At 69.7% G+C, this 21,201-nt stretch carries 19 protein-coding genes and 1 pseudogene; 11 read left to right on the top strand and 9 right to left on the bottom strand.

Going from position 1 to position 21,201, the window contains the following annotated elements:
- Positions 1 to 6 precede the first annotated feature (6 nt).
- Both AB0K11_RS01010 and AB0K11_RS01005 read left to right on the top strand, forming a co-directional pair.
- Entirely contained in the window at positions 7 to 1,200 is a 1,194-nt protein-coding gene (locus AB0K11_RS01010; protein WP_364971504.1) for an acyl-CoA dehydrogenase family protein, read from the top strand.
- Positions 1,197 to 2,240, top strand: a pseudogene (locus tag AB0K11_RS01005) (dihydrodipicolinate reductase). Before AB0K11_RS01010 ends, AB0K11_RS01005 begins: the two are co-directional and overlap by 4 nt.
- Positions 2,241 to 2,305: 65 nt before the next feature.
- Here the strand turns inward: AB0K11_RS01005 and AB0K11_RS01000 are convergent.
- Positions 2,306 to 2,725, bottom strand: a complete 420-nt coding sequence (locus AB0K11_RS01000) for a pyridoxamine 5'-phosphate oxidase family protein (protein ID WP_364971503.1) — start codon at positions 2,723 to 2,725, stop codon at positions 2,306 to 2,308.
- A gap of 120 nt (positions 2,726 to 2,845) precedes the next feature.
- Positions 2,846 to 3,991 carry a thiolase family protein gene (locus tag AB0K11_RS00995; RefSeq protein ID WP_364971502.1) on the bottom strand — a complete coding sequence of 382 codons (1,146 nt, stop codon included), beginning with the start codon at positions 3,989 to 3,991 and terminating at the stop codon, positions 2,846 to 2,848.
- A gap of 82 nt (positions 3,992 to 4,073) precedes the next feature.
- On the opposite strand from AB0K11_RS00995, the gene AB0K11_RS00990 reads away from it, so the two are divergent.
- A complete protein-coding gene (locus AB0K11_RS00990; protein WP_364971501.1) occupies positions 4,074 to 5,615 on the top strand; it encodes an aldehyde dehydrogenase family protein in 1,542 nt (513 codons plus the stop codon).
- A 3-nt stretch (positions 5,616 to 5,618) separates the two neighbouring features.
- Here the strand turns inward: AB0K11_RS00990 and AB0K11_RS00985 are convergent, their stop codons facing one another.
- A complete protein-coding gene (locus AB0K11_RS00985; protein ID WP_364971500.1) occupies positions 5,619 to 6,818 on the bottom strand; it encodes a cytochrome P450 in 1,200 nt (399 codons plus the stop codon).
- Positions 6,819 to 6,978: 160 nt separating this feature from the next.
- On the opposite strand from AB0K11_RS00985, the gene AB0K11_RS00980 reads away from it, so the two are divergent.
- On the top strand, positions 6,979 to 8,433 hold the full coding sequence (locus AB0K11_RS00980; protein ID WP_364971499.1) for an aldehyde dehydrogenase family protein: 1,455 nt from the start codon (positions 6,979 to 6,981) through the stop codon (positions 8,431 to 8,433).
- Here the strand turns inward: AB0K11_RS00980 and AB0K11_RS00975 are convergent.
- The 4 genes from AB0K11_RS00975 to AB0K11_RS00960 are packed head-to-tail and all read right to left on the bottom strand — an operon-like array spanning position 8,417 to position 12,308.
- Entirely contained in the window at positions 8,417 to 10,054 is a 1,638-nt protein-coding gene (locus tag AB0K11_RS00975; protein WP_364971498.1) for an acyl-CoA synthetase, read from the bottom strand. The genes AB0K11_RS00980 and AB0K11_RS00975 overlap by 17 nt on opposite strands.
- 15 nt (positions 10,055 to 10,069) lie before the next feature.
- Entirely contained in the window at positions 10,070 to 10,696 is a 627-nt protein-coding gene (locus tag AB0K11_RS00970) for a PaaI family thioesterase (RefSeq protein ID WP_364971497.1), read from the bottom strand.
- Positions 10,693 to 11,310, bottom strand: a complete 618-nt coding sequence (locus tag AB0K11_RS00965) for a cysteine hydrolase (protein WP_364971496.1) — start codon at positions 11,308 to 11,310, stop codon at positions 10,693 to 10,695. The genes AB0K11_RS00970 and AB0K11_RS00965 overlap by 4 nt, the downstream gene beginning before the upstream one ends.
- Positions 11,307 to 12,308 carry a Rieske 2Fe-2S domain-containing protein gene (locus AB0K11_RS00960; RefSeq protein ID WP_364971495.1) on the bottom strand — a complete coding sequence of 334 codons (1,002 nt, stop codon included), beginning with the start codon at positions 12,306 to 12,308 and terminating at the stop codon, positions 11,307 to 11,309. The genes AB0K11_RS00965 and AB0K11_RS00960 overlap by 4 nt, the downstream gene beginning before the upstream one ends.
- Before the next feature lie 146 nt (positions 12,309 to 12,454).
- Here AB0K11_RS00960 and AB0K11_RS00955 point away from each other — a divergent pair, with 146 nt between their 5' ends.
- Positions 12,455 to 13,129: a Crp/Fnr family transcriptional regulator gene (locus AB0K11_RS00955; protein ID WP_364971494.1), complete on the top strand. Its 675-nt coding sequence runs from the start codon at positions 12,455 to 12,457 to the stop codon at positions 13,127 to 13,129.
- 9 nt (positions 13,130 to 13,138) lie between these two features.
- Here AB0K11_RS00955 and AB0K11_RS00950 read toward each other — a convergent pair whose 3' ends face one another.
- Positions 13,139 to 14,119: a sensor domain-containing diguanylate cyclase gene (locus AB0K11_RS00950; RefSeq protein WP_364971493.1), complete on the bottom strand. Its 981-nt coding sequence runs from the start codon at positions 14,117 to 14,119 to the stop codon at positions 13,139 to 13,141.
- 129 nt (positions 14,120 to 14,248) lie between these two features.
- Between AB0K11_RS00950 and AB0K11_RS00945 the strand changes: the two genes are divergently transcribed.
- The 3 genes from AB0K11_RS00945 to AB0K11_RS00935 are packed head-to-tail and all read left to right on the top strand — an operon-like array spanning position 14,249 to position 18,060.
- Positions 14,249 to 15,280 carry an NAD-dependent epimerase/dehydratase family protein gene (locus tag AB0K11_RS00945; RefSeq protein ID WP_364971492.1) on the top strand — a complete coding sequence of 344 codons (1,032 nt, stop codon included), beginning with the start codon at positions 14,249 to 14,251 and terminating at the stop codon, positions 15,278 to 15,280.
- On the top strand, positions 15,277 to 16,902 hold the full coding sequence (locus tag AB0K11_RS00940; RefSeq protein ID WP_364971491.1) for an NAD(P)/FAD-dependent oxidoreductase: 1,626 nt from the start codon (positions 15,277 to 15,279) through the stop codon (positions 16,900 to 16,902). The genes AB0K11_RS00945 and AB0K11_RS00940 overlap by 4 nt, the downstream gene beginning before the upstream one ends.
- A gap of 9 nt (positions 16,903 to 16,911) precedes the next feature.
- A complete protein-coding gene (locus tag AB0K11_RS00935) occupies positions 16,912 to 18,060 on the top strand; it encodes an alpha/beta hydrolase (RefSeq protein WP_364971490.1) in 1,149 nt (382 codons plus the stop codon).
- On the opposite strand, the gene AB0K11_RS00930 is transcribed toward AB0K11_RS00935, so the two are convergent.
- Positions 18,015 to 18,632, bottom strand: a complete 618-nt coding sequence (locus AB0K11_RS00930; protein ID WP_364971489.1) for a helix-turn-helix domain-containing protein — start codon at positions 18,630 to 18,632, stop codon at positions 18,015 to 18,017. The two genes, AB0K11_RS00935 and AB0K11_RS00930, sit on opposite strands and share 46 nt — an antisense overlap.
- A gap of 69 nt (positions 18,633 to 18,701) precedes the next feature.
- On the opposite strand from AB0K11_RS00930, the gene AB0K11_RS00925 reads away from it, so the two are divergent.
- Genes AB0K11_RS00925 through AB0K11_RS00915 form a run of 3 tightly spaced genes read left to right on the top strand, consistent with a single transcriptional unit; the run spans position 18,702 to position 21,156 of the window.
- Positions 18,702 to 19,742, top strand: coding sequence for a phosphotransferase (locus AB0K11_RS00925; RefSeq protein WP_364971488.1), 1,041 nt, complete (start codon positions 18,702 to 18,704; stop codon positions 19,740 to 19,742).
- Positions 19,739 to 20,113, top strand: coding sequence for a nuclear transport factor 2 family protein (locus tag AB0K11_RS00920; protein WP_364971487.1), 375 nt, complete (start codon positions 19,739 to 19,741; stop codon positions 20,111 to 20,113). The genes AB0K11_RS00925 and AB0K11_RS00920 overlap by 4 nt, the downstream gene beginning before the upstream one ends.
- On the top strand, positions 20,110 to 21,156 hold the full coding sequence (locus AB0K11_RS00915; RefSeq protein WP_364971486.1) for a TIGR03857 family LLM class F420-dependent oxidoreductase: 1,047 nt from the start codon (positions 20,110 to 20,112) through the stop codon (positions 21,154 to 21,156). Before AB0K11_RS00920 ends, AB0K11_RS00915 begins: the two co-directional genes overlap by 4 nt.
- Positions 21,157 to 21,201: the final 45 nt, after the last annotated feature.

Below are 21,201 nucleotides of genomic sequence, written 5' to 3'. Positions count from 1 at the left end.
ACGGAGATGGACTTCTCACGCGTCGAACTGTCCGACGACGACCGGCTTTTCCGCGACGAGGCCCGCGCCTTCCTCGCCGAGCACGTCACCGAGGAGGTGCTGCGTCGCGACCGGGAGACCGGAGACAACTTCGACGAGGGCGTGCATCTGGCGCTGGGTGCCGCCGGCTACCTGGAGGGCGAATGGAAGCCCGCACACGAGGGCGGCTTCAGCCGGGTGCGTCGCAGAATCTGGGAACTCGAGAAGCGCAGGTCGCATGTTCCATGGGTGACGTGGGGGACGACGTCGATGGTCGCGCGCTCGGTGGCCAGATTCGGGTCCGCCGAACTCGTGGCCGAGGTCCTGCCGCGGGTGTTCAGCGGGCACGTGCGGCTGTGCCTGGGTTACACCGAGCCCGAAGGCGGCTCCGACATCGCCACCTGCAAGACCCGCGCGGTGCGCGACGGCGACCAGTGGGTCGTCAACGGCTCCAAGATGTTCACCACCGGCGCACACAACTGCCAGTACGTCTTCCTGATCACCAACACCGACCCCGCCGCCCCGAAACACCAGAGCCTCACCATGTTCCTGGTGCCGCTCGACACGCCGGGGATCGAGATCCAGGGCATCCGCACCGTCGACGGCGACCGCACGAACATCGTGTACTACAGCGACGTCCGGGTGGACGACAGGTACCGGCTGGGCGAGGTGAACGGCGGCTGGACGGTGTTGCGCGAGCCGCTCAACGCCGAGCACGGCGCGGTGGAGGCCAGTGCCGATGGCCTACAGGACGTTTCGATCATGATGCATCAGGGCGGTTTCATGGTCACCGCCTGCGACCGGGCCGCCGCAGTGGTCGGCACGCCGGGACCCGACGGGCGCCGGGCCATCGACGACGACTCGGTCGCCTACCGGCTCGGCCGCAGCATCGCCCGGATGGAGGTCGCGATCAGCACGCCGAACATCTTCGGCCGGGTCGCCCTGGCGCAGAGCATGCGCGACGTGTCACCCGACCTGATGGACATCCTGGGCACCGCGTCGGCGCTGCCCGCAGGCACCGACGGCGCGCCGGATGACGGTGCGGCCGAATACGTCTACCGGTTCGCACCGCTGGTCGGGATCTACGGCGGGACACTCGAGGTGTTCCGCAACATGATCGGCCAGTACGTGCTCGGGCTGGGCAAGCCGAACTACTCGGCGCCGGTGAAGAAGGCGTCGTGAAGCACCGCGTCGTCCAGTGGACCACCGGCAACGTCGGCAGGCAGTCCGTCGCGGCGATCGCCGCACACCCCGACCTCGACCTCGTCGGCTGCTTCGCCTGGTCGAAGGACAAGGTCGGCCGTGACGCCGGTGAGCTCTGCGGGCTGGCCGACGTCGGTGTCACCGCCACCGACGACGTCGACGCGCTGCTGTCGCTGAAGCCGGACTGCGTCGTCTACAACCCGATGTGGATCGACGTCGACGAGCTGGCGCGGATCCTGGAGTCCGGCTGCAACGTCGTCACCACCGCGGCGTTCATCACCGGCCACTCACTGGGCGACCGCCGCGACCGCATCGTCGAGGCCTGCGCCCACGGCGGGTCATCGATCTTCGGGTCGGGCATCAACCCCGGATTCGTCGATCTGCTGGCGGTGGTGGCCGCGGGTGGCAGTGAACGGATCGACAAGGTCACCGTCATCGAGGAGGCCGACATCAGCGGCTACGACTCCCCGGCCACGGAGATCCCGGTCGGGTTCTCGCATCCCATCGACCACCCGGGCCTGCAGGCGATGACGGCCAAGGCCACCGACGTGTTCATCGACGCCGTGCACCTGCTCGGTGACGTCCTTGGCGTGGAGTTCGACGAGGTGGTCTGCGAGGCCGAGTACGCCGAGACCACCGCCGACGTCGACCTCGGCTCGTGGACCATCGCCGCCGGGTGCGTCGCGGGAATCGCGTTCAGCTGGCACGGCAAGGTGGCGGGCCGGAGCATCGTCGAGCTGAAGTTCGTGTGGCGCAAGGGTCAGACGCTCGAACCCGACTGGCCGATCGACACCGGGCACCGCATCAAGGTCGAGGGCTGACCGAACATCGATCTGCGCGTGGACATCTCACCGCCGCCGGACTTCGCGGGCACCACCATGAGCGACTTCATGCGGCTGCCGATGATCCTGACGGCGATGCCGGCCATCAACGCCATCCCGAAGGTCGTCGCGGCGGCGCCCGGCATCGTCACCTACGCCGACATCCTCCCGCTGCCCCGCGGCCTGGTCTCGTTGTAGCTGGGCTCCGCGAGAGTGCGCGTCTGCTGCCGGACACGCCGTGTCGAGGCAACAAACGCGCACGCTCACACGCTGGCGACGGCGTGAAAGTGTCTCGGCCGGAGCGTGATCACCGCTCGTTCACCGGTCGACGGCGGCGCTTCGGCCGCTGAGCCGAGGTACTTGCGCCGGATACGTCGCGTCCATTCGCCGCCGATATCGACGGCGACGGTCGCGTCACCGATGATCCGCACCTGACGGTTCGGCCGTTCGCCGTCGGAGCGCTGGGCGGCCTCGGTGTCGATCACCAGGCCGACGCGCGGATCGACCCGGACGCGGTCGAGGTGCGGCCGGTCCGCGTAACTGGTGAGGCGGATCAGCCCGTCGGCCCACAGGAACCAGATCGGCGTCACGTGCGGATAGCCGTCCGCGTCGATGGTCGCCAGCCGCGCGACGGCATCGCTGTCGAGCAGGTCCGCCACTTCGGTGTCGTCGAGTCGGCGCATGGTTCCCGATGCTGTCATAGGACACGGCGCGCGCTCTCCACGCCGCGAAGGTGCACGATTGCTGCCCCGCGACCGCGTGTCGGGCAGCAGACACGCACGCTCGCGTCGGCCCGCGGAACGTCAGGTGGTCAGGACGGTGGCGCCGGCCGTGCCGGGGGCGCCGTAGAGCTGGGCGAAGCCGACCTTCGGCTCGCCCGGCACCTGCCGGTCGCCGGCCTCGCCGCGGAGTTGGCGCACCAACTCGTGGATCTGGCGCAGCCCCGAGGCGCCGATCGGCTCGCCGTTGGCGATCAGCCCGCCGTCGGTGTTGACCGGGAGCGTGCCGGTGATCTCGGTGGCCCCGTCGGCCAGCAGCTTCTCCTGCTCGCCGTCGGCGCAGAACCCGCATTCGGCCATGTGGATGATCTCCGCGCCGGCATCGGTGTCCTGCAATTGGACGACGTCGACGTCCGCGGGCGCCACCCCGGCCTTTTCGAACGCCGCCCGTGCCGCGTAGACGGTGGGGGAGAGGCCCTCCTCGACCGGCGCGAACGTGGTGTTCACCTCGTAGGCGCCGTAGCTGCGGGTGCGCACCTCGACCGCGCGCAGGTACACCGGCTTCGAGGTGTAGCGGTGCGCGATGTCGGCGCGGCACATCACCACCGCGGCGGCGCCCTCGTCGGGCGCGCAGAACATGTACTGCGTCAGCGGGTAGTTGAGCATGGCGGAGCCCAGGATCTGCTCCTCCGACATCGGCTTACGCCGGAACGCGTTCGGGTTCAGCGCGCCGTTGCGGAAGTTCTTGGCCGCCACCTTCGCCAGCGTCTGCTGGGAGATGTCGTGGTCGTGCAGGTAGCGATTGGCCTTCATGCCGAAGAACTGCGTCGTGAGGTACTGCCCGTTCTCGGCGTACCAGGCCGGCATCCCCACCAGGGCGGGATCCTCGGTGAACGCGCCGCGGGGATGCTTGTCCAGGCCGACGGCGATACCGATGTCGTAGTCGCCGAGCCGGATGCCGTCGGCGCACACCTTCGCGGCGCTCGCCGCCGTGGCGCAGGCGTTGAACACGTTGGTGAACGGGATGCCGGACAGTCCGACCATGCCGACGATCGCGTCGGGGTTGGCGACCGTCCAGCTGCCACCGGATGCGGCGCCGATGTCGCGCCATTCGACGCCCGCGTCGGCGACGGCCGCGAAGATCGCCTCGACACCCATCTGCATCGCGGACTTGCCCTCGAAGCGGCCGAAGGGGTGCAGGCCGACCCCGATGATGGCGACGTCGTTCATGCGCACCTCCGTGATCAGAAGCCGAGCGTATCGCAACTGTAACTCTTACAGTATCTTAGTCGAAATGGAGACGGAGACGGGCATGAGCGAGGTTGCAGCGCGGGAGTCCGCCCCCAGTGTCGACATCGGCAGGCGTGCCGCGCAGCGTGCCGAGTCACGCATGCTCATCGACGGCGAACTGGTCGGCGCCCGTGGCGGCGAAGAGTTCGGGAACGAGAGTCCTTCGACGGGGTCCGTGTTGGGCACCGTCGCCGCCGCCGACGCGCCGGACATGCTGCGCGCCGTCGCCGCGGCCCGCCGGGCGTTCGACGACTCCGACTGGTCGACCAACCGCGTGCTGCGCAAGCGCTGCCTGGCCCAGCTGCAGGAGGCGCTGGCGGCCGAGCGCGACGAGTTGCGCGAGGAATTGATCGCCGAGGTGGGCTGCCCCGAGATGACCGTGGCCACAGCGCAACTCGACTGGCCGCTCGCTGAGGCGCTGCGCTATCCCGCCGTGCTGATCGACGACTTCGGGTGGCAGCGGGTGCTCGACGGCGGTGGCCTGTTCGGCGACCGCAACGTGCGCACGGTGGTCAAGGAGCCGGTGGGCGTCGTCGCGGCAATTACACCGTCGAACTTCCCGGTCGAGGTGATCCTCAACAAGCTCGGTCCGGCGCTGGCGGCCGGCAACACGGTGGTGCTCAAGCCCGACCCGCACACCCCGTGGAACGCCACCCGGCTCGGCAGGCTCGTCGCCGAGCGCACCGACATCCCCGCCGGTGTCCTCAACGTCGTACCGACACCGTCGAACGAGGTGGCCGAACTGCTGGCGACCGACCCGCGGGTGGACATGATCTCCTTCACCGGGTCGACCGCCGTCGGCAAGCTACTGACCCGGCTCGGCGCGGAGTCGATGAAGCGGACGTTCCTGGAGCTGGGCGGCAAGTCGGCGCTCGTCGTCACCGAGGACGTCGACCCGGCGAGGGTGATCCCCGCCGCAGCGGGTGTGTGCGTGCACGCAGGCCAGGCCTGCGCCTCCACGACACGGCTGCTGGTGCACCGGTCGCGCTACGACGACGTCGTCGCCGGTGTCACCGCGGCGTTCGCCATGCTGCCGGTGGGAGATCCGGCATTGCCGCAGACGCTGGTCGGTCCGTTGATCAGCGCCAGGCAGAAGCGACGGGTGCTCGAAGCGTGCGAGCAGGCGCGTCGCGAAGGTGCCGAGATCACCACCGGCGGAACATCGTTCGACGACCTGTCCGACGACCTGCGCGGCGGTCACTTCGTGGCGCCGACCGTCGTGGTGGGGGTCGACAATTCGGCGGCCATCGCCCGCGACGAGATCTTCGGCCCGGTGCTGGTTGTGCTGCCGTTCGACGACGATGACCACGCCGTGCGGATCGCCAACGACAGCCCGTTCGGTCTGGCCGGGGCGGTGATGTCCGGATCCACGGACCGTGGCCTGGCCATCGCGCGGCGGATCCGCAGCGGAGCCCTCGGCGTCAACGGCGGGATGTACTACGGCGCCGACGCCCCGTTCGGCGGATACAAGAACTCCGGTGTCGGCCGCCAGTGCGGGCTCGAGGGTTTCGAGCAGTACCTGGAGACCAAGACCATCGCCCACCGGACTCCCCGGCGGGCGTAGGGCTCAGCCCTTCGAGGTGAACGTCACCGGCAGCTGCCTGGGCGACCGGAACGGCTGACCCCAGATGTGCGGGTCGTCGTCGGTGACCAGCGTGATGTCGTCGAGGCGCGTCAGCAGGCACTCCAGCGCCACCCGGGTCTCCATCCGCGCGAGATGCAGCCCCAAGCAGGTGTGTTCGCCGGCCGCGAAGGTGATGTGCGGGACCCGCTTGCGGAAGATGTCGAACTCCTCCGGCCGCTCCCAGCGGGATTCGTCCCGGTTGGCCGAGCCGATGCAGACGTCGATCACCGATCCGGCGGGGATCGGCACGCCTGCGAGTTCGGTATCCTCGGTGGAGAATCGCTGCACGGTGGTCAACGGCGTCTCGTACCGCAGCCCCTCCTCGATGGCGGCCGCGATCAGGTCACTGTCGGCGCGTACCGCCGCGAACTGGTCGGGATGGCTCAGCAGCAGGTACAGCAGATTTCCCGAGGACCGGTAGGTGGTCTCAAGGCCGGCGGGCAGCAGCAGCCGCAGGAACGAGTAGATGGCCTCGTCGCTGAGCTTCTCGCCGTCGATCTCAGCGGTGACCAGGTCGCCGATGATGTCCTCGGTCGGCTGGGAGCGGCGTCGGTCGATCTGGGTGAGGAAGTAGTCCTTCAGCGCGGCGGAGGCCTCGAAGGCGCGCTTGTACTTGATCGTGTAGCTGATCAGTTCGACGGCGCGGGCGCGGAACCACGGCAGGTCCTCCTCGGGCAGCCCGAGCAGCGTCGAGATCACCCTGGTGGGGAACTCGAAGGTGAAGTCGCGCACCAGGTCGGCGGTGCCGTGCTCGGCGAACTCGTCGATCAGTGCGTCGCAGATGGGCCGGACGATCTCGGGTTCCCACCGCGCCAGCGACCTCGACTTGAAGGCCGCCGATACGAGATTGCGATGCTCGCGGTGCGGCTTGCCCTCCATCGCCAGGATCGTGGGACCGATGAACAGCCCGATGGTGTGGTCGTAGATCGACGAGTTGAACAGCCTGCCGTCGCGGAACACCGTGTTGACGGCGTCGAATGACACTGCCGCGTAGAGCTTGTCCGGCCGCAGTCCCTCGGGCGTCTTCGACCAGTCCATCACCGAACCCTCGAACACCCCGGCCTCCCGGCGGTGCCGGGCGAACAGCGGGTACGGGTCGCGCAACAGGTCGACCGGGTGGTCGGTGTCGGGGACGTGACTCACGGCTGACTCCAGCAGGGGTTGGGGGCGGCGCCTTCACTACGCGACCTTACGGTAATTCTTACAGTAGAGGGAGGCAATGCGGGTGGGCCGGTCTGCCCCGGTGTTACCGTGATGCTTACCGCAGTGCCGATGGCACGGTCGGTGGGAAGGGAGTCCCGCGGTGGCGACGAGTGACCTGACGTCGGCGTTGGACGCGCAGCGGCAGGCGTTCCTCGCCGACGGGCCGGCCGACGCCGCGCTGCGGCGCAACCGCATCGACCGGCTGCTGGCGATGGTGCTGGACAACACCGAGGACTTCGTCGACGCGACCGCCACCGACTACGGGTCGCGGTCCCGTTCGGCCGCGCTGTTCGCCGAGATCCTCGGGATGATCTCGGTCATCGAACACACCAGGGCCCATCTCGGCGCCTGGATGCGCCCGAACCGGTTGATGCGCGCGGCAGGGGCGTTCGGCCTTCGCGCCGAGGTGCAGCCGTCGCCGTTGGGAGTCGTCGGCGTCATCGGGCCGTGGAACTTCCCGGTCAACCTCACCGTGCTGCCCGCGTCCGCGGCCTTCGCCGCGGGCAACCGCGTGATGATCAAGATGTCCGAGATCACGCCGCACACGGCCGAGCTCATGCGCACTCTCGCGCCGCGCTACTTCGACGCATGCGAACTCGAGATCGTCACCGGCGGAGCCGATGTCGCGGCGGTGTTCGCCGGACTGCCGTTCGACCACCTGTTCTTCACCGGCTCGCCCACCGTCGGCGCGCTGGTGCAGCAGGCGGCCGCCCGCCACCTCGTGCCGGTCACCCTCGAACTGGGCGGCAAGAACCCCGTCGTGGTGGCGCGCGACGCCGACATCGACCGGGCGGCGACGCGCATCGCACACGCCCGCATGGTCAACGGCGGTCAGGTGTGCGTCTGCCCGGACTACGTCTTCGTCCCCGAGGACCGGGTGCAGCGGTTCGTCGACACCGTCTGCCGGACACTGCGTGACACCTACCCGGCCGTCATCGCGAACGCCGACTACTGCTCGTCGGTCAACCAGGCCAACTTCGACCGGGTGGTGCGGTTGATCGAGGATGCCCGGGAACGCGGCGCGCGGATCGACTCCGTCGTCCCGCCCGGGGAGACGCTGCCCGACGCCGTGTCGCGCAAGATCGCCCCGACGATCGTCCGCGACGTCGACGACACCATGCTCATCGCCGAGGAGGAGGTCTTCGGGCCGGTGCTCGAGGTGCGTGGTTACGGCGACCTGGCCGAGACCGTCGACTACCTCAACCGGCGGCCCGCGCCACTGGTGACGTACTGGTTCGGGCCCGACGACGACGACTTCCGGCACTTCGTGCGCCACACCCGCAGCGGTGGGGTGGCGCGCAACGACTTCGCCGCCCAGATGATCCCGTCGGCCGCGCCATTCGGCGGGGTGGGCCGCAGCGGCAGTGGGGCTTATCACGGGAAGGCCGGCTTCGACACGTTCAGCCATCACCGGACCGTGGTCGGCAGCGACCTCCCGTTCAGCATCACCGGGCGAGCGGCGCTGCCGTTCACCGGCTCGATGAGGCTCATCTCGGACCTCGCGCTGTACCGGGCCCGCAGCAGGACCCGCCGTCGGCTCAGGACGAACCGCTGACCGCCTGCTCGCGCGCCCACCGGTAGTCGGCCTTACCCGCGGGGGAGCGCACGAGTACGGGCCGGAACACCACGGCCTTCGGCAGCTTGTAACGCGCCAACGACGTTGCGGCGTGGGTGATCAACTCGTCGGCGTCGGCGGCGGCGCCGTCGGCGAGGGCCACCACGGCCACCACCTCCTGGCCCCACCGCTCGCTGGGCCGGGCCGCGACCACCACGTCGGCGACCGCGGGATGTGAAGCGATGGCCGTCTCCACCTCTTCGGCGAAGATCTTCTCGCCGCCAGAGTTGATGGTCACCGAATCACGGCCGAGCAGCTCGACGACGTCGGCGTCCAGGTGGCGGGCGCGGTCACCGGGCACGGCGTAGCGCACCCCCGCCACGACCGGGAAGGTGGCCGCGGTCTTGGCGGCGTCGCCCTTGTAGCCCAACGGCACGTAGCCGCGCTGGGCGAGCCAGCCGATGCCGTCGTGGCCGGGCGCCAGGACCTCGGTGAGCTCCTCGGACACCACGACAGTGTCGGGTCCGGGCTTGAACCGGCCCGTCGACACGGCGCCCGGCGCGGACATGTGGGTGAGTTGGGCGCCCGTCTCGGAGGAGCCGACGCCGTCGACGACCACCAGGCCGGGTTTGGCGTCGATCAGCCGCTGTTTGGTGGTCGGCGTCAGCAGCGCACCGCCGTTGGCCACCACCGCCAGCGTTGTGTCGCCCGCCTTCTCGATGGCCGCGGCCAGCGGGCGCGCCATCGCGTCGCCCACCACCGTCGCCACCATCACCTGCTCACGCTCGACCGTGGCGACGATCTCGTCGGCGTCGAACCGGTCGACCACCGTCGAGAACACCACGGTCTGACCCGTGGTCAGCGCGGTCATCACCGCCCACTGCGCGGCGCCGTGCATCAGCGGCGGGAGCACCATCAGTTTCATGCCCGGATTCGCCGCGGCGCGCTCCGCGAGGGCCGCGTAGGAGTCGAACACCGTGCCGGCGAACAGGTCGCGACCGCCGAACGACGTGACGAAGATGTCGTGCTGGCGCCACAGGACGCCCTTCGGCATTCCGGTGGTGCCACCGGTGTAGAGCACATAGAGGTCGTCGGGTGAGGGGTGAACGTCCGGGGGCTCGGGGCTGCCTGCGGCCAGCGCGGCCTCGTAGTCGACGGCGCCGTCGAGCAGTTCGTTACCCGAATCGTCGGCGATCTGGATGAGCACCTTCAAACCCGTTAGGCCGGGCAGGATCTCGGCCACCCGGGGCGCGAACGCGGCGTGGTACACCAGGGCCGAGGCGCCGGCGTCGGCGAGCAGATACTGCAGTTCGTCGGCGACGTAGCGGTAGTTGACGTTGAACGGCGCCACGCGGGCCCGGAACGAGCCGAGCAGCGCCTCGACGTATTTGTGGCCGTTGTAGGCGTAGATGCCGAGCAGGTCCTGGCCGACCTCGTGGCCCGCCAGCGCGGATCGCGCTGTGTGACAACCCAGCCCGCGTGCGTGCAGATAGGACGCCAGCCGGTTGGACCGCTCGGCGACGTCGGTGTAGGTGTGCCTGCGCCCGCCCTGGCACAGCAGGACCCGGTCGGGCAGCGCGGCGGCGATCGCGTCGAGCACGGCGGGCACGGTGAACTCCATGGGGCTGACTCCTCGTCAGGGCTGGTGCGGGAGAAGCTTGATCATCAGGCCGTTGGCCTCGGACAGCACCGTGCCGTCGGCGTCGGTCATGGTGGCCGTCAGGAAGGCCTTCCGGCCGTCGAGTCGCTCGATGCGGCCCCGGCTGATCAGCGGTGCATCGATCGGCGTGACGGCACGGTAGTCGACGTGCAGGTAGGCGGTGCGGCTGATGGGCCGGCCCGCGGCCGACACGATCATGCCGAAATGCCAGTCGTAGAACAGCGGGATGACACCGCCGTGCACGGCCATGTTGCCGCCGACGTGAAACCTGCTGAAGTGGCCCGCCATCGTGACGTTGCCGTCGCGGTCGGCGGCGGTGAACGTCCACGGCGGCATCAGCGGATGGCCCAGACCGGGCAGCGTCGTCGCGCGCCCGGCCGGTGCCTGCCCGTCGGGCACTGCGTGCGGTTCCAGGTCGGCGCACACGCGCTCGATCTGCTCGGAGGCGGCCGTCCACGTCGCGCCGGGCGGACTGGTCGACACCGCCAGATCCTGTAACCGCCGCACGGCCGCGGCGAACCGCTCCAGTTCAGGCGGCGCGTCGACCGGCGTGATCTCCGGGAAGCCGCGGGTTTCGGGGCCGGTCGTCTCGTTGTCGGTCACGGCGCCCAGGCGGCGATGAGGTCGTCGGTGCTGGTGATCGTCGCCAGCAGCGAGAGGCTGTTGTCGATGACGGCGGCCCCGTACTCGGCAGGCACCCCGGCCACCGCGTCGCGCGGCAGCACCACCCGGTAGCCCGCGTTCACCGCATCCATCACCAGATTCGGGATCGCGATGTTCAGCGAGACACCGACCGCCACGATCGTCGTCACCCCGAGATTGCGCAGCACCGCGTCGAGGTCGGTGCCGCCCATCGGACCGACGCCGTGCCACCGGGTCAGTGTCAGATCGGCGTCCTCGGGACCGAATTCGGGCAGCAGCGTGGCACCGTCGCCACCCGGGGTGATGTCGACCTGGCGGGCGCCGGCCGTGAACAGCCGCGCGTTGTGGTTCGACCCGCGGCCGTCCGCCCGGCGGTGCACCAGGCAGTGCACCACCTGGGTGCCCGCGGTGCGGGCCGCGGGCAGCAGCCGGGCGATGTTGGGCAGCGCCACCCGGGCGGCCTCCTGGGCGAGCACCGCCAACCCGGCGTGCGGCCCGACGACCGCGCCCTGCAGTTCCTGGGTGACGACGGCGGTGTGCGCAGGGGCGACGAGCTCGGGCAGCGGCGTCCTCATGCCAGGGCGGCGGCGACGTCGTAGAACTGCCTGGCCCACTTGCGCATCGCCATGTACGGTTCGGCGTCGATCCTGGCCAGCGGCGGGTGCTCGACGTAGCGCTGGTAGCGCCAGATGTCGAGGTCCTCCCACACCGTGCGGAGGAACCGCTTCTCCACGTGGCTGCGCACCTGTTCGGGCGGCACGTCCGACGTCTCACCGGGCAGCTTCGGCCACCAGATCGAGTAGAAGAGGTTCGACACCTCGTCGTCGACCGGCGTGCAGGCGAAGATCAGGCGGTGGTTCGACGAGCCCTCGAAGGCGCTCATCGCGAAGCCGAGTCCGGAGAAGTGACTGTGGATCCGCAGCGCCATCGAGCTCGGGTCGTCGCTGCGGGCGTCCGGCCAGCCGGTGAGGAACCGCCATTCCTCGGCGACGGCTTCCCACTCCAGGCACACCGGCGTCACGGTGGCGCCGTGCACATAGTGGAAATGTGAACTGTCAGGACCGTTCTCGGCGACGATCTGCGGATGCACCGGTTCTCCGTCGGCTCGCCGGGAGAACTCGGGATAGGGCCGGTAGTACGCGCCGGCGTCGGTCTCGAACTGGGGGAACTTGTGGAAGATGTCGGGAAGTGGCCACTGCGGCTCCTTGCCGTCGGGATGGTGCCACATGAAGACGCAGTCGTACTGTTCGCGCACCGGGTACGTCCGCAGCGTCAGTCCGCGGTTCGGCCGGTCCGGCTGGTAGGGGATGTGGCGGTTGGTGCCGTCGGGCCCCCAGCGCCAGCCGTGGAAGGGGCACTCGACACAGTCGCCCACCACCTTCCCGCCGTGTCCGATGTGGGCGCCGAGGTGTTTGCAATGGCCCTCGAGCACGTGCAGGTCGCCGGAATCGTCGCGGTAGGCGACCAGTTCCTCGCCGAAATACTCGATCGGACGGACCTCGCCAACGGGGAACTCCGGCGACCAGCCGATCATGAACCAGCCGGTGACTTTCCAGGTGAATGGGACTTTCACGCCGAAGCGACCTCCTGATGCGGGTCCGTCCACTGACTATGGTGCAGATTACAGTATTGTTTTCGGCAGGTGGTCGCGAACCCGCGAGCAGGTAGGTTCATTGCCAGAGTGGGCGTGAGCGGCGGCCGAGAGGACTGGAAAACACGGTGTACGAGATTTTGGCCAAGGCTGGAATCTTCCAGGGAGTCGAGCCCGACGCTGTCGCGGCGCTCGGCGAGCGGTTGCCGACCATCGACTTTCCCCGCGGGCACACCGTGTTCGTCCAGGGCGAACTGGGTGACCGGCTGTACGTGATCGTGGCGGGCAAGGTCAAGATCGGCAGCCGCGCCGCGGACGGCCGGGAGAACCTGCTTGCCGTGCTCGGTCCGGCGGACATGTTCGGCGAGCTGGCCATCTTCGACCCGGGTCCGCGCACGTCGAGCGTCACGACGCTGACCGAGGTGCGCACCGTCTGCATGGATCGCGACCTGCTGCGCGCCTGGCTCACCGAGCGGCCGGAGGTCGCCGAACAGCTGTTGCGCGTGCTGGCCCGGCGGCTGCGGCGGACGAACGACAACCTGTCCGACCTCATCTTCACCGACGTCCCCGGCCGGGTGGCCAAGCAACTGCTGATGCTGGCGCAGCGATTCGGGGTGTCGGACAACGGCGAGCTGCGGGTCACCCACGACCTGACGCAGGAGGAGATCGCGCGGCTGGTGGGATCCTCACGGGAGTCGGTGAACAAGGCGTTGACCGACTTCACCGAGCGCGGTTGGCTGCGCATGCGGGGCAAGACGGTGTGGATCACCGACACCGAGCGACTGGCCCGCCGGGCGAGGTAGCGCGCCGGTTCACCGAGCCGCGGCCCCGAAGTGGCTCGTGTTGCCCGGGCCCTTCGCCTTGGCCTGATACATCGCCACGTCGGCGTCGCGCAGCAGCTCGGCGGGGGTGCGGGCGTCGCCGGGCGCCACGGTGGCGATGCCGATGCTGGCGCCGATGCGCACCCGCACGGACCCGACGGCGATCTCGTCGAGCAGCACCCGGTGCAGTCGCCCGGCCACCTCGTCGACCTCGCCGGGGCCGACGGGATCGAGCAGCAGCGCGACGAATTCGTCGCCGCCCAGCCTGGCCAGCAGATCCTGCGGCCGGGCGACCGACCGCATCCGCTGGGCCGCGATGCGCAGCACCTCGTCACCGGTGGAATGGCCGTGCCGGTCGTTGACCGACTTGAGCTTGTCGAGGTCGATGAACAGCGCGGCGACCAGGCGGCCGTCGTCCGGCGCCGACAGCGCGGTTTCGGCGCGCTCCAGGATGAATCCCCGGTTCGGCAGGCCGGTCAGCCAGTCGTGGGTGGCATCGTGGCGCAACCGTTCCCGGGTGTCGTAGTGCTCGGTGATGTCGGTGAAGGAGAACAGCACCGATGAGTGCTGCGGGTCGTCCGGCTCGAGCAGGCAGCCGTGGCCGGTCACCCAGATCCGGGTGCCGTCGATGCGGTCGACGCCCACCACCTCGCCGCTGAGCGTCATCCCGGTGCGCTGGATCCAGTGGATGGGGTGCTGCTCGGAGGTCATCTCCTGACCGTGCGCGTCGTACAGGGGGAGGTCGACACCCTGGTCGCTGTGGTGCACGCCGACCAGATCGCGCGCGTCGGCGCCGAGGATGCGCCGGGCCGCGGCGTTGGTGAACTCGAAGTGCCCGTCGCTGTCCATGATGACGACGCCCTCCTGCAGGAGGTCCAGCACGGTTTGGAAGCGCTTCTCGGACCACGTGGTGCGGGCCTGCGGCGCCGCGTCGGCGGCTCCCTCACCGCTCTTCGGCAGGTCGGACGGCATGTCAGTCTCTTCCCCGGTCTCCCCAGCGCGGGCCGATCCGCCATCGATTCCGCCGAAATACTGTAATGGTTACAGTATCTTCTAGGATACCGACCGGCGGGCCGAGCTGCCCCGGCTGATGGGACATCGATGCACGAATCACCTCCGGCGCCGCGCAGGGCGCTGGTCATGGGCGCGAGCGGGAACGTCGGCGCGGCGGTCACCCGCCACCTCGTGGCTCGCGGCAACGACGTGCGGGTGCTGCTGCGCCGGAGCAGTTCGACGAGAGGGATCGACGGCCTCAGCGTCGAACGGCACTACGGCGACATCTTCGACATCGCGGCGGTCACCGCGGCGATGGCCGACCGGGACGTCGTGTACTACTGCGTCGTCGACACCCGTGCCCACCTCGCCGACCCTGCGCCGTTGTTCCGGACGAACGTCGAGGGCCTGCGTGGCGTCCTCGACGTCGCCGTGCACGCCGGTCTGCAGCGCTTCGTGTTCCTGAGCACGATCGGTACGGTCGCCGTCGGCAGTGACGGGTCCACGGTCGACGAGGACACTCCGTTCAACATGGCCGGCCGCGGTGGTCCCTACATCGAGTCCCGCTGCCGTGCAGAGGAACTGGTGCTGCGGTACGCGCGCGAGCGCGGCCTGCCCGCCGTCGCGATGTGCGTGTCCAATCCGTACGGGCCGCCCGACTGGCAGCCCCGGCAGGGATCACTGGTCGCACTCGCGGCCTTCGGCAAGATGCCCTGTTACGTGCGCGGCGTCGGTGCGGAGGTGGTCGACATCGACGACGCCGCCGCGGCACTGCTGCTCGCCGCCGACCGGGGCCGCAGCGGCGAGCGCTACATCATCTCCGAACGGTTCATGACGCAGCGCGAGATGCTGCGCATCGCCGCCGACGCGGTCGGCGTGCGGCCGCCCCGGTTCGGTGTCCCGCGGGCGCCGGTGTACGTCGCCGGGGTGCTGGCGGGCGCCGCCAACCGGTGGCTCGGCCGCGACTATCCGCTCAACCTGCCGAGTGTCCGGTTGATGGTCCAGACATCGCCTGCCAGCCACGCCAAGGCCACCCGCGAGCTGGACTGGCGACCGGGACCGACCGAGGACGCCATCCGCCGGGCGGCGCGCTTCTATGTCGAGCGCCGCGACCGCGACGAGGACGTGGTGAAGCTGTGACCGCCGACGGCCCGGTGCACTACGACGTGCTCGTGATCGGCGCCGGGTTCTCCGGCCTCTATGCGCTGCACCGGTTGCGCGGTCTCGGATTGCGCACCCTGGTGCTGGAGAAGGCCGGGGAAGTGGGCGGCACCTGGGCGGTCAACCGGTATCCCGGTGCCCGGTGTGACATCGAGAGCATCGAGTACTCCTACAGCTTCTCCGAGGAGATCCAGCAGGAGTGGGTGTGGACCGAGACGATGCCGGCACAGCCCGAGATCGAGGCGTACGCGAACTTCGTCGCCGACCGCCTCGACCTGCGCCGCGACATCGCCCTGCACACCGAGGTGGTGGCGATGACGTTCGACGAGCCGGCCACGCAGTGGCGGGTGCGGACCCGCAGTGGGCAGACGTTCGTCGCGCCGTTCGTCGTCGCCGCGTCGGGCATCCTCTCGGTGCCGCTGGAACCTGACATCGCGGGGATGGACACCTTCGGCGGCACGTCGCTGTTCACCGGCCGATGGCCCCGCGACGGTGTCGACCTGCGCGGGCGGCGGGTCGCGGTGATCGGTACGGGATCCACCGGCGTGCAACTCATCCCGGTGGTGGCGCGGGACGCGGCCGAACTCGTGGTGTTCCAGCGGTCACCGGCCTTCACCCTGCCGTGGCGGGTGCGGCCGTTCGAACCCGGTGAGCTCGACGGCCTCAAGGCCGGATACGCCGAGATCCGGGCCGCCCAGCGCGCCCACCCGGTCGGCGCGGCGCGGCTGAGCGCCTTCTCGGTGCTGCTCGAGATGCTCGCGCGGCCGCCGCTCAAGTCGGCCACCCCGCAGGAGCGCAGTCGGGCCGTCGAAGAGCACGGCGTGCTCGGCGCACTGAACTGGGGCGACGTCTTCTTCGACATCGAGGCCAACCGGATGGCGACCGATCTGTACGGCCAGGCGATCGCCCGCATCGTCGACGACCCGGACACCGCCGCGGCGCTGGTGCCCAGTCACCCGTTCGCGTGCAAGCGGCCGATCATCGACCAGGGCTACTACGAGACGTTCAACCGCGACAACGTCACCCTGGTGGACCTGCGCCGGGGCGGCATCAGGGCGGTGACGCCGACGGGTATCGACACCGACCAGGGCGCATTCGACGTCGACGTGATCGTCTACGCCACCGGTTTCGACGCGATGACCGGCGCTCTGAGCCGCATGGACATCCGCGGCCGCGACGGGGTGGCACTGCGCGACGTCTGGGCCGAGGAGGGGCCGGTGTCCTACCTGGGTCTGCAGGTGGCCGGCTTCCCCAACCTGTTCACCGTGCAGGGACCGGGCAGTCCGGCGGCGGCGACCAACTTCATCGCCGCCCTCGAGCATCACGTCGAGTGGATCGGGGATTGTGTGAGTTCGCTGCGCGCACAGGGGTATCGGAGCATCGAGGCGCTGCCGTCGGCACAGGACGAGTGGATCGAGCACACCACGTCGCTGGTGGCGCCGACGGTGCTGGTCCACCCGACGTGCAACTCCTGGTACAACGGCGGCAACGTGCCGGGGAAGAAGCGGATGTACATGGGCTACACCGCGGGGCTCCCGGAATACCGCCGCCGGTGCGAGGAGATCGCCGCCGGTGGCTACACCGGATTCAAGCTCTCGTAGCCTGACCCGATGAGACACACCGGACAGGTCGTCCGCCAACTCGCCGGTGTGTTGCCGCGCAGCGCGGATGCGCTGGCGGGCTCGGCCACGTGGGACGCCCTGTCAGCCGCCGGTCTGCGTCAGTTCGGCGAGGTCGCCCTCGACGAACTGGTGTTGACGGCGATGACGCTGAGCGGGCCTGGGCCAGGGCTGCGACGGCCCGTCAGCAGCTGCGCCGCGGCGGCCGAGGAATTCGCAGGGCGCACACCCGCACAGTTGCACGCCTCGCCGAACCCGTTGCAGATCAAGCGCATACAGCGGCAGTGGGTGGCGGGCCTGGCCTACGAACGGATCACCTACGACCACGATCCGATGCTGCCGTCCGCCCTGACGGCCGACGGTCTCGGCGGCCCGGCGACGGCGGTGGCGCACGTGTGCCGGCACCGCGACGGACCGCGGCCGTGGCTGGTGTGGGTGCACGGCGCCGGGCAGGGCGGGGCGTCGGACTTCCTCTTCGCGCGGGCACGGCGGCTCCACCAGCGGCTCGGGTTCAATCTCGCGATGCCGGTGCAGCCGGGCCACGGTGTCCGCCGCGACGTGTGGCCGCCGTATCCCGACATGGATCCGCTGACCAATGTGGCCGGCATGATGCGCGCGGTCTCCGAGGTGCGTGCGGTGGTGCGGTGGCTGGAGCCGCGGTCGACCGTGATCGCGCTGTCCGGTCTGTCACTGGGCAGCGCAGTGGCCGCCCTGGTGTCGCATCTGGAGGACGCGGTGGCGGCGGTCGCGCTCTACACTCCGATCCTCGGCCTCAATGCGATGATCGGGCAGCACATCTCGCGGTGGGGCCGCAGCGGTGACGAGTTGGCGGCCGCACTGGGATCCGACGTCGTCGCCGAACTGACCAAGGTGATCGACCCGCTGTCCGTGCTGCCCGCCGCGCCGCCGAACCGCCGGCTGATAGTGGCGGCCTGGCAGGACCGGATGGCGATGCGGGGTCCCGCGCTGGCGCTGCACGAGCGGTGGGGCGGCCAGGTGCACTGGCATGACGGCGGCCACGTCGGGCACCTGTTCTCCGGTCGCGTACAGCGGGTGACGGAGGACTTCCTGCGCACAGTGCGGGATTCGGCGGATCAGCCGCCCGCGCCGTATTCGGCGACGATCCGCGACTCCAGATAGTCGAGCTCGCGGGGCAGGTCGTAGTCGTCGCCGAGGACGATCCACTGGAACGCCGCGCCGAACGCGGCGGCGCTGATGGCGTTGACGGCCCGGTCCGTGTCGATGTCGGGCCGCACGGACCCGTCGCGGACTCCGTTGCGCAGGCCGGCCGCCACCTCGTCGACGCCGCGCCGAAACCAGTCGTCGAGTCGGCCGCGCACCGGCGAGGTGCCCTTGACCGCCTCGAACGTCATCACGAACGTCGCCCGAAGGAAGTCCCGGTCCTCGTCGTACAGCCGCCGGATCCGGCCGAAGTGGGCGACGGCGTTCTGCAGTCCGGTGGAGTCCGGTTCTGCGGCGGGCATGATGTTCTGTGCCTGCGCATGGGCCAGGATCGCCTCGAGGATGGCGTCCTTACTGCCGTAGCGGGCATGCACCATCGCCCTGCTGTAACCGGCGCGTCGGCCGATTTCAGCCGCCGACGTTGCCTCCCAGCCTTTTTCGGTGATCAGTTCGACCGCCGCCGTGACCAGGCGACGGTTCGACAGCTCGACGCGCTGGGGCTGGGTCAACCCGCGGGCGGGGGTGGGCACCCTTGCATATTAGACGCTCGACAACTAACTTAGTTGTTCATCGTCAACTACCTCGCCGGGGAGGCCCGCGTGACATCAGCGGCCCCGGCCATCCCGTCGGGCATCGACGGCGTGCACCCCGGCTGGCTGAGTGAGGCGCTCGGCACGCCGGTCGACAGTGTCCGCATCGAACAGATAGCTCTGGACAGCGGCTTCTCCTCACTGCTCTACCGGCTGCACCTGTCGGGCGAGGCGGTGCCTGCCACGGTGATCGCCAAGCTGCCCGCACAGTCCGAGGCCCGCGGCGCGATGGAGCTGCTCGGCGGATACCGGCGCGAGCTGGCGTTCTACCGCTCGGTGGCCGGCCGCGCGCCGATGGCGACGCCCCACGTGTACGCCGCCCGGATCGCCGACAACGGCGTCGACTTCGTGCTGCTGCTCGAGGATCTCGCCGACTGGGACAACGCCGACCACCTGGCCGGGCTGTCGATGGACCGGGCGCGACTGTGCATCTCCCAGCTCGCCGGCCTGCATGCCTGGTCGGCCGAACCCGCCAACGCCGCCGTCCTGCAGCCGTTCCCGAGCCTGGACACCCCGATCGCGCGCGATCTGCTGCTGCCTGCCTTCGCGCCGGGCTGGCAGATCTACCGTGAGCACACGGAGGCGACGGTGCCCGCGGCGGTGGCGGCGTTCGCCGAGCGGTTCGCCGAGCGGGCGGTCGCCGCGCTGCCTGCGCTGACCGAACGCGACACGCTGCTGCACGGCGACATCCGGGCCGACAACCTGTTCTTCGACGGCGACCGGATGAAGGTGGTCGACTTCCAGTTCGCGTCGCGGGGCTGCGGCGCGGCCGACATCGCCTACCTCGTCACCCAGGGTCTGCCCGCCGGTGTGCGGGAGGGCCACGACGAGGCGCTGCTGCGTGAGTACCTCCAGGGTCTCGACGGCTACGGATTCGACGATGCGTGGCGGGACTACCGGATGGCCGCCGTCTACCTGATGCTGCTGCCGGTCATCACGCTCAACGGCTGGGATGCGTTGCCCGAGCGGTCCCGCCGACTGTGCCTCACGCTCACCGACCGGGCGGTCGCGGCGATCGGCGCCATCGACGCCCTGGACGTGTTCGCGTGACGCGCACCGCACGCGAGGTCGTCGAGCTCTACAACCTGGTGGTGTGGAACGAGCGCGACTTCGCCCTCGCCGAGGAACTGATGGGTGAGACGGTGACGCGGCACGAGGTGGGTGAGGCGACGGTGCTCACCCACGACCAGGCCGTCGCGCGCATCGTCGACCACTGGGCGATGTTCGAGACCATCCGATTCGAGCTCGAGCTGGTGGTCGCCGGCGACGACGGCGAGCACGTGGCGATCGTGTACCAGTCGCCGATGAGGTTGAAGGACGGCACCGAGACCACCGTCGGCAGCATGGAGATCTTCCGGGTGATCGACGGCCGGATCACCGAGGTGTGGAATTGCGGCTACAAGCAAGGGGTTTGGGCGTGACTGACCGGGTGTTGGATGAACTGGGTTACTACCTGCTGGCCGGTGCGGGAGGTGAGGGACCGGCCACCCTGATGGACGAGGCCCGACGCGGCGAAGAATTGGGCTTCGGCACAGGCTTCATCTCCGAGCGGTGGAACGTCAAGGAGGCGTCGTCGCTGACCGGCGCGGCGCTCGCGGTCACCAGCCGGATGCAGATCGCCACCGCGGCCACCAATCACAACACCCGCCACCCGCTGATCACCGGATCATGGGCGACGACCATGCACCGGCTCTCCGGCGGGCGGTTCACACTCGGCCTCGGCCGGGGCATCGCGGCGATGTACAACGCGTTCGGGGTGCCCGCGGTGACCACAGCGCAGATGGAGGACTTCGCGCAGGTGATGCGCAAGCTGTGGCACGGCGAGGTGGTGTTCAACCACGACGGGCCGATCGGCAAGTACCAGGTGCTGTTCCTCGACCCCGACTTCCGCGAGGACATCCGGCTGGCGATCGTCGCGTTCGGCCCGCAGACCCTCGCACTCGGCGGCCGCGAGTTCGACGACGTCATCCTGCACACCTACTTCACCCCTGAGACGCTGCAACGGGCCGTCAGGACGGTCAAGGACGCGGCCGAGCAGGCGGGCCGCGACCCGAACAGTGTGCGGGTCTGGTCGTGCTTCGCCACCGTCGGCGATCACCTGCCCGAGGAACTGCGGCTGAAGAAGACGGTCGCCCGGCTGGCCACCTACCTGCAGGGGTACGGCGACCTGCTGGTGAAGACGAACAACTGGGATCCCGCTGTGCTGCAACGCTTCCGTGGCGACGCGGTGGTGCAGTCGATCCCCGGCGGCATCGACCACAAGGCCAGCGCCGAGCAGATCGAGCACATCGCCGGCCTGATCCCCGACGAGTGGCTCGAACCGTCGGCCACCGGGTCGGCGCAACAGTGCGTCGCCCGGGTGCGCAAGGAGTTCGACTACGGCGCCGACGCGGTGATCCTGCACGGCGCCACGCCCGACGAACTCGAACCCATCGTCACCGAGTACCGCGCCTCCATCGGGTGATTTCGGCGCGGTGACGTTCGCTGACCGAACGAAAGCGCGCCGAAA

Origin of the sequence: Mycobacterium sp. NPDC050551 (genome assembly GCF_040674075.1) — a bacterium.
Taxonomy (GTDB): Bacteria; Actinomycetota; Actinomycetes; order Mycobacteriales; family Mycobacteriaceae; genus Mycobacterium.
This window is presented reverse-complemented; position numbering and strand designations above follow the sequence as displayed.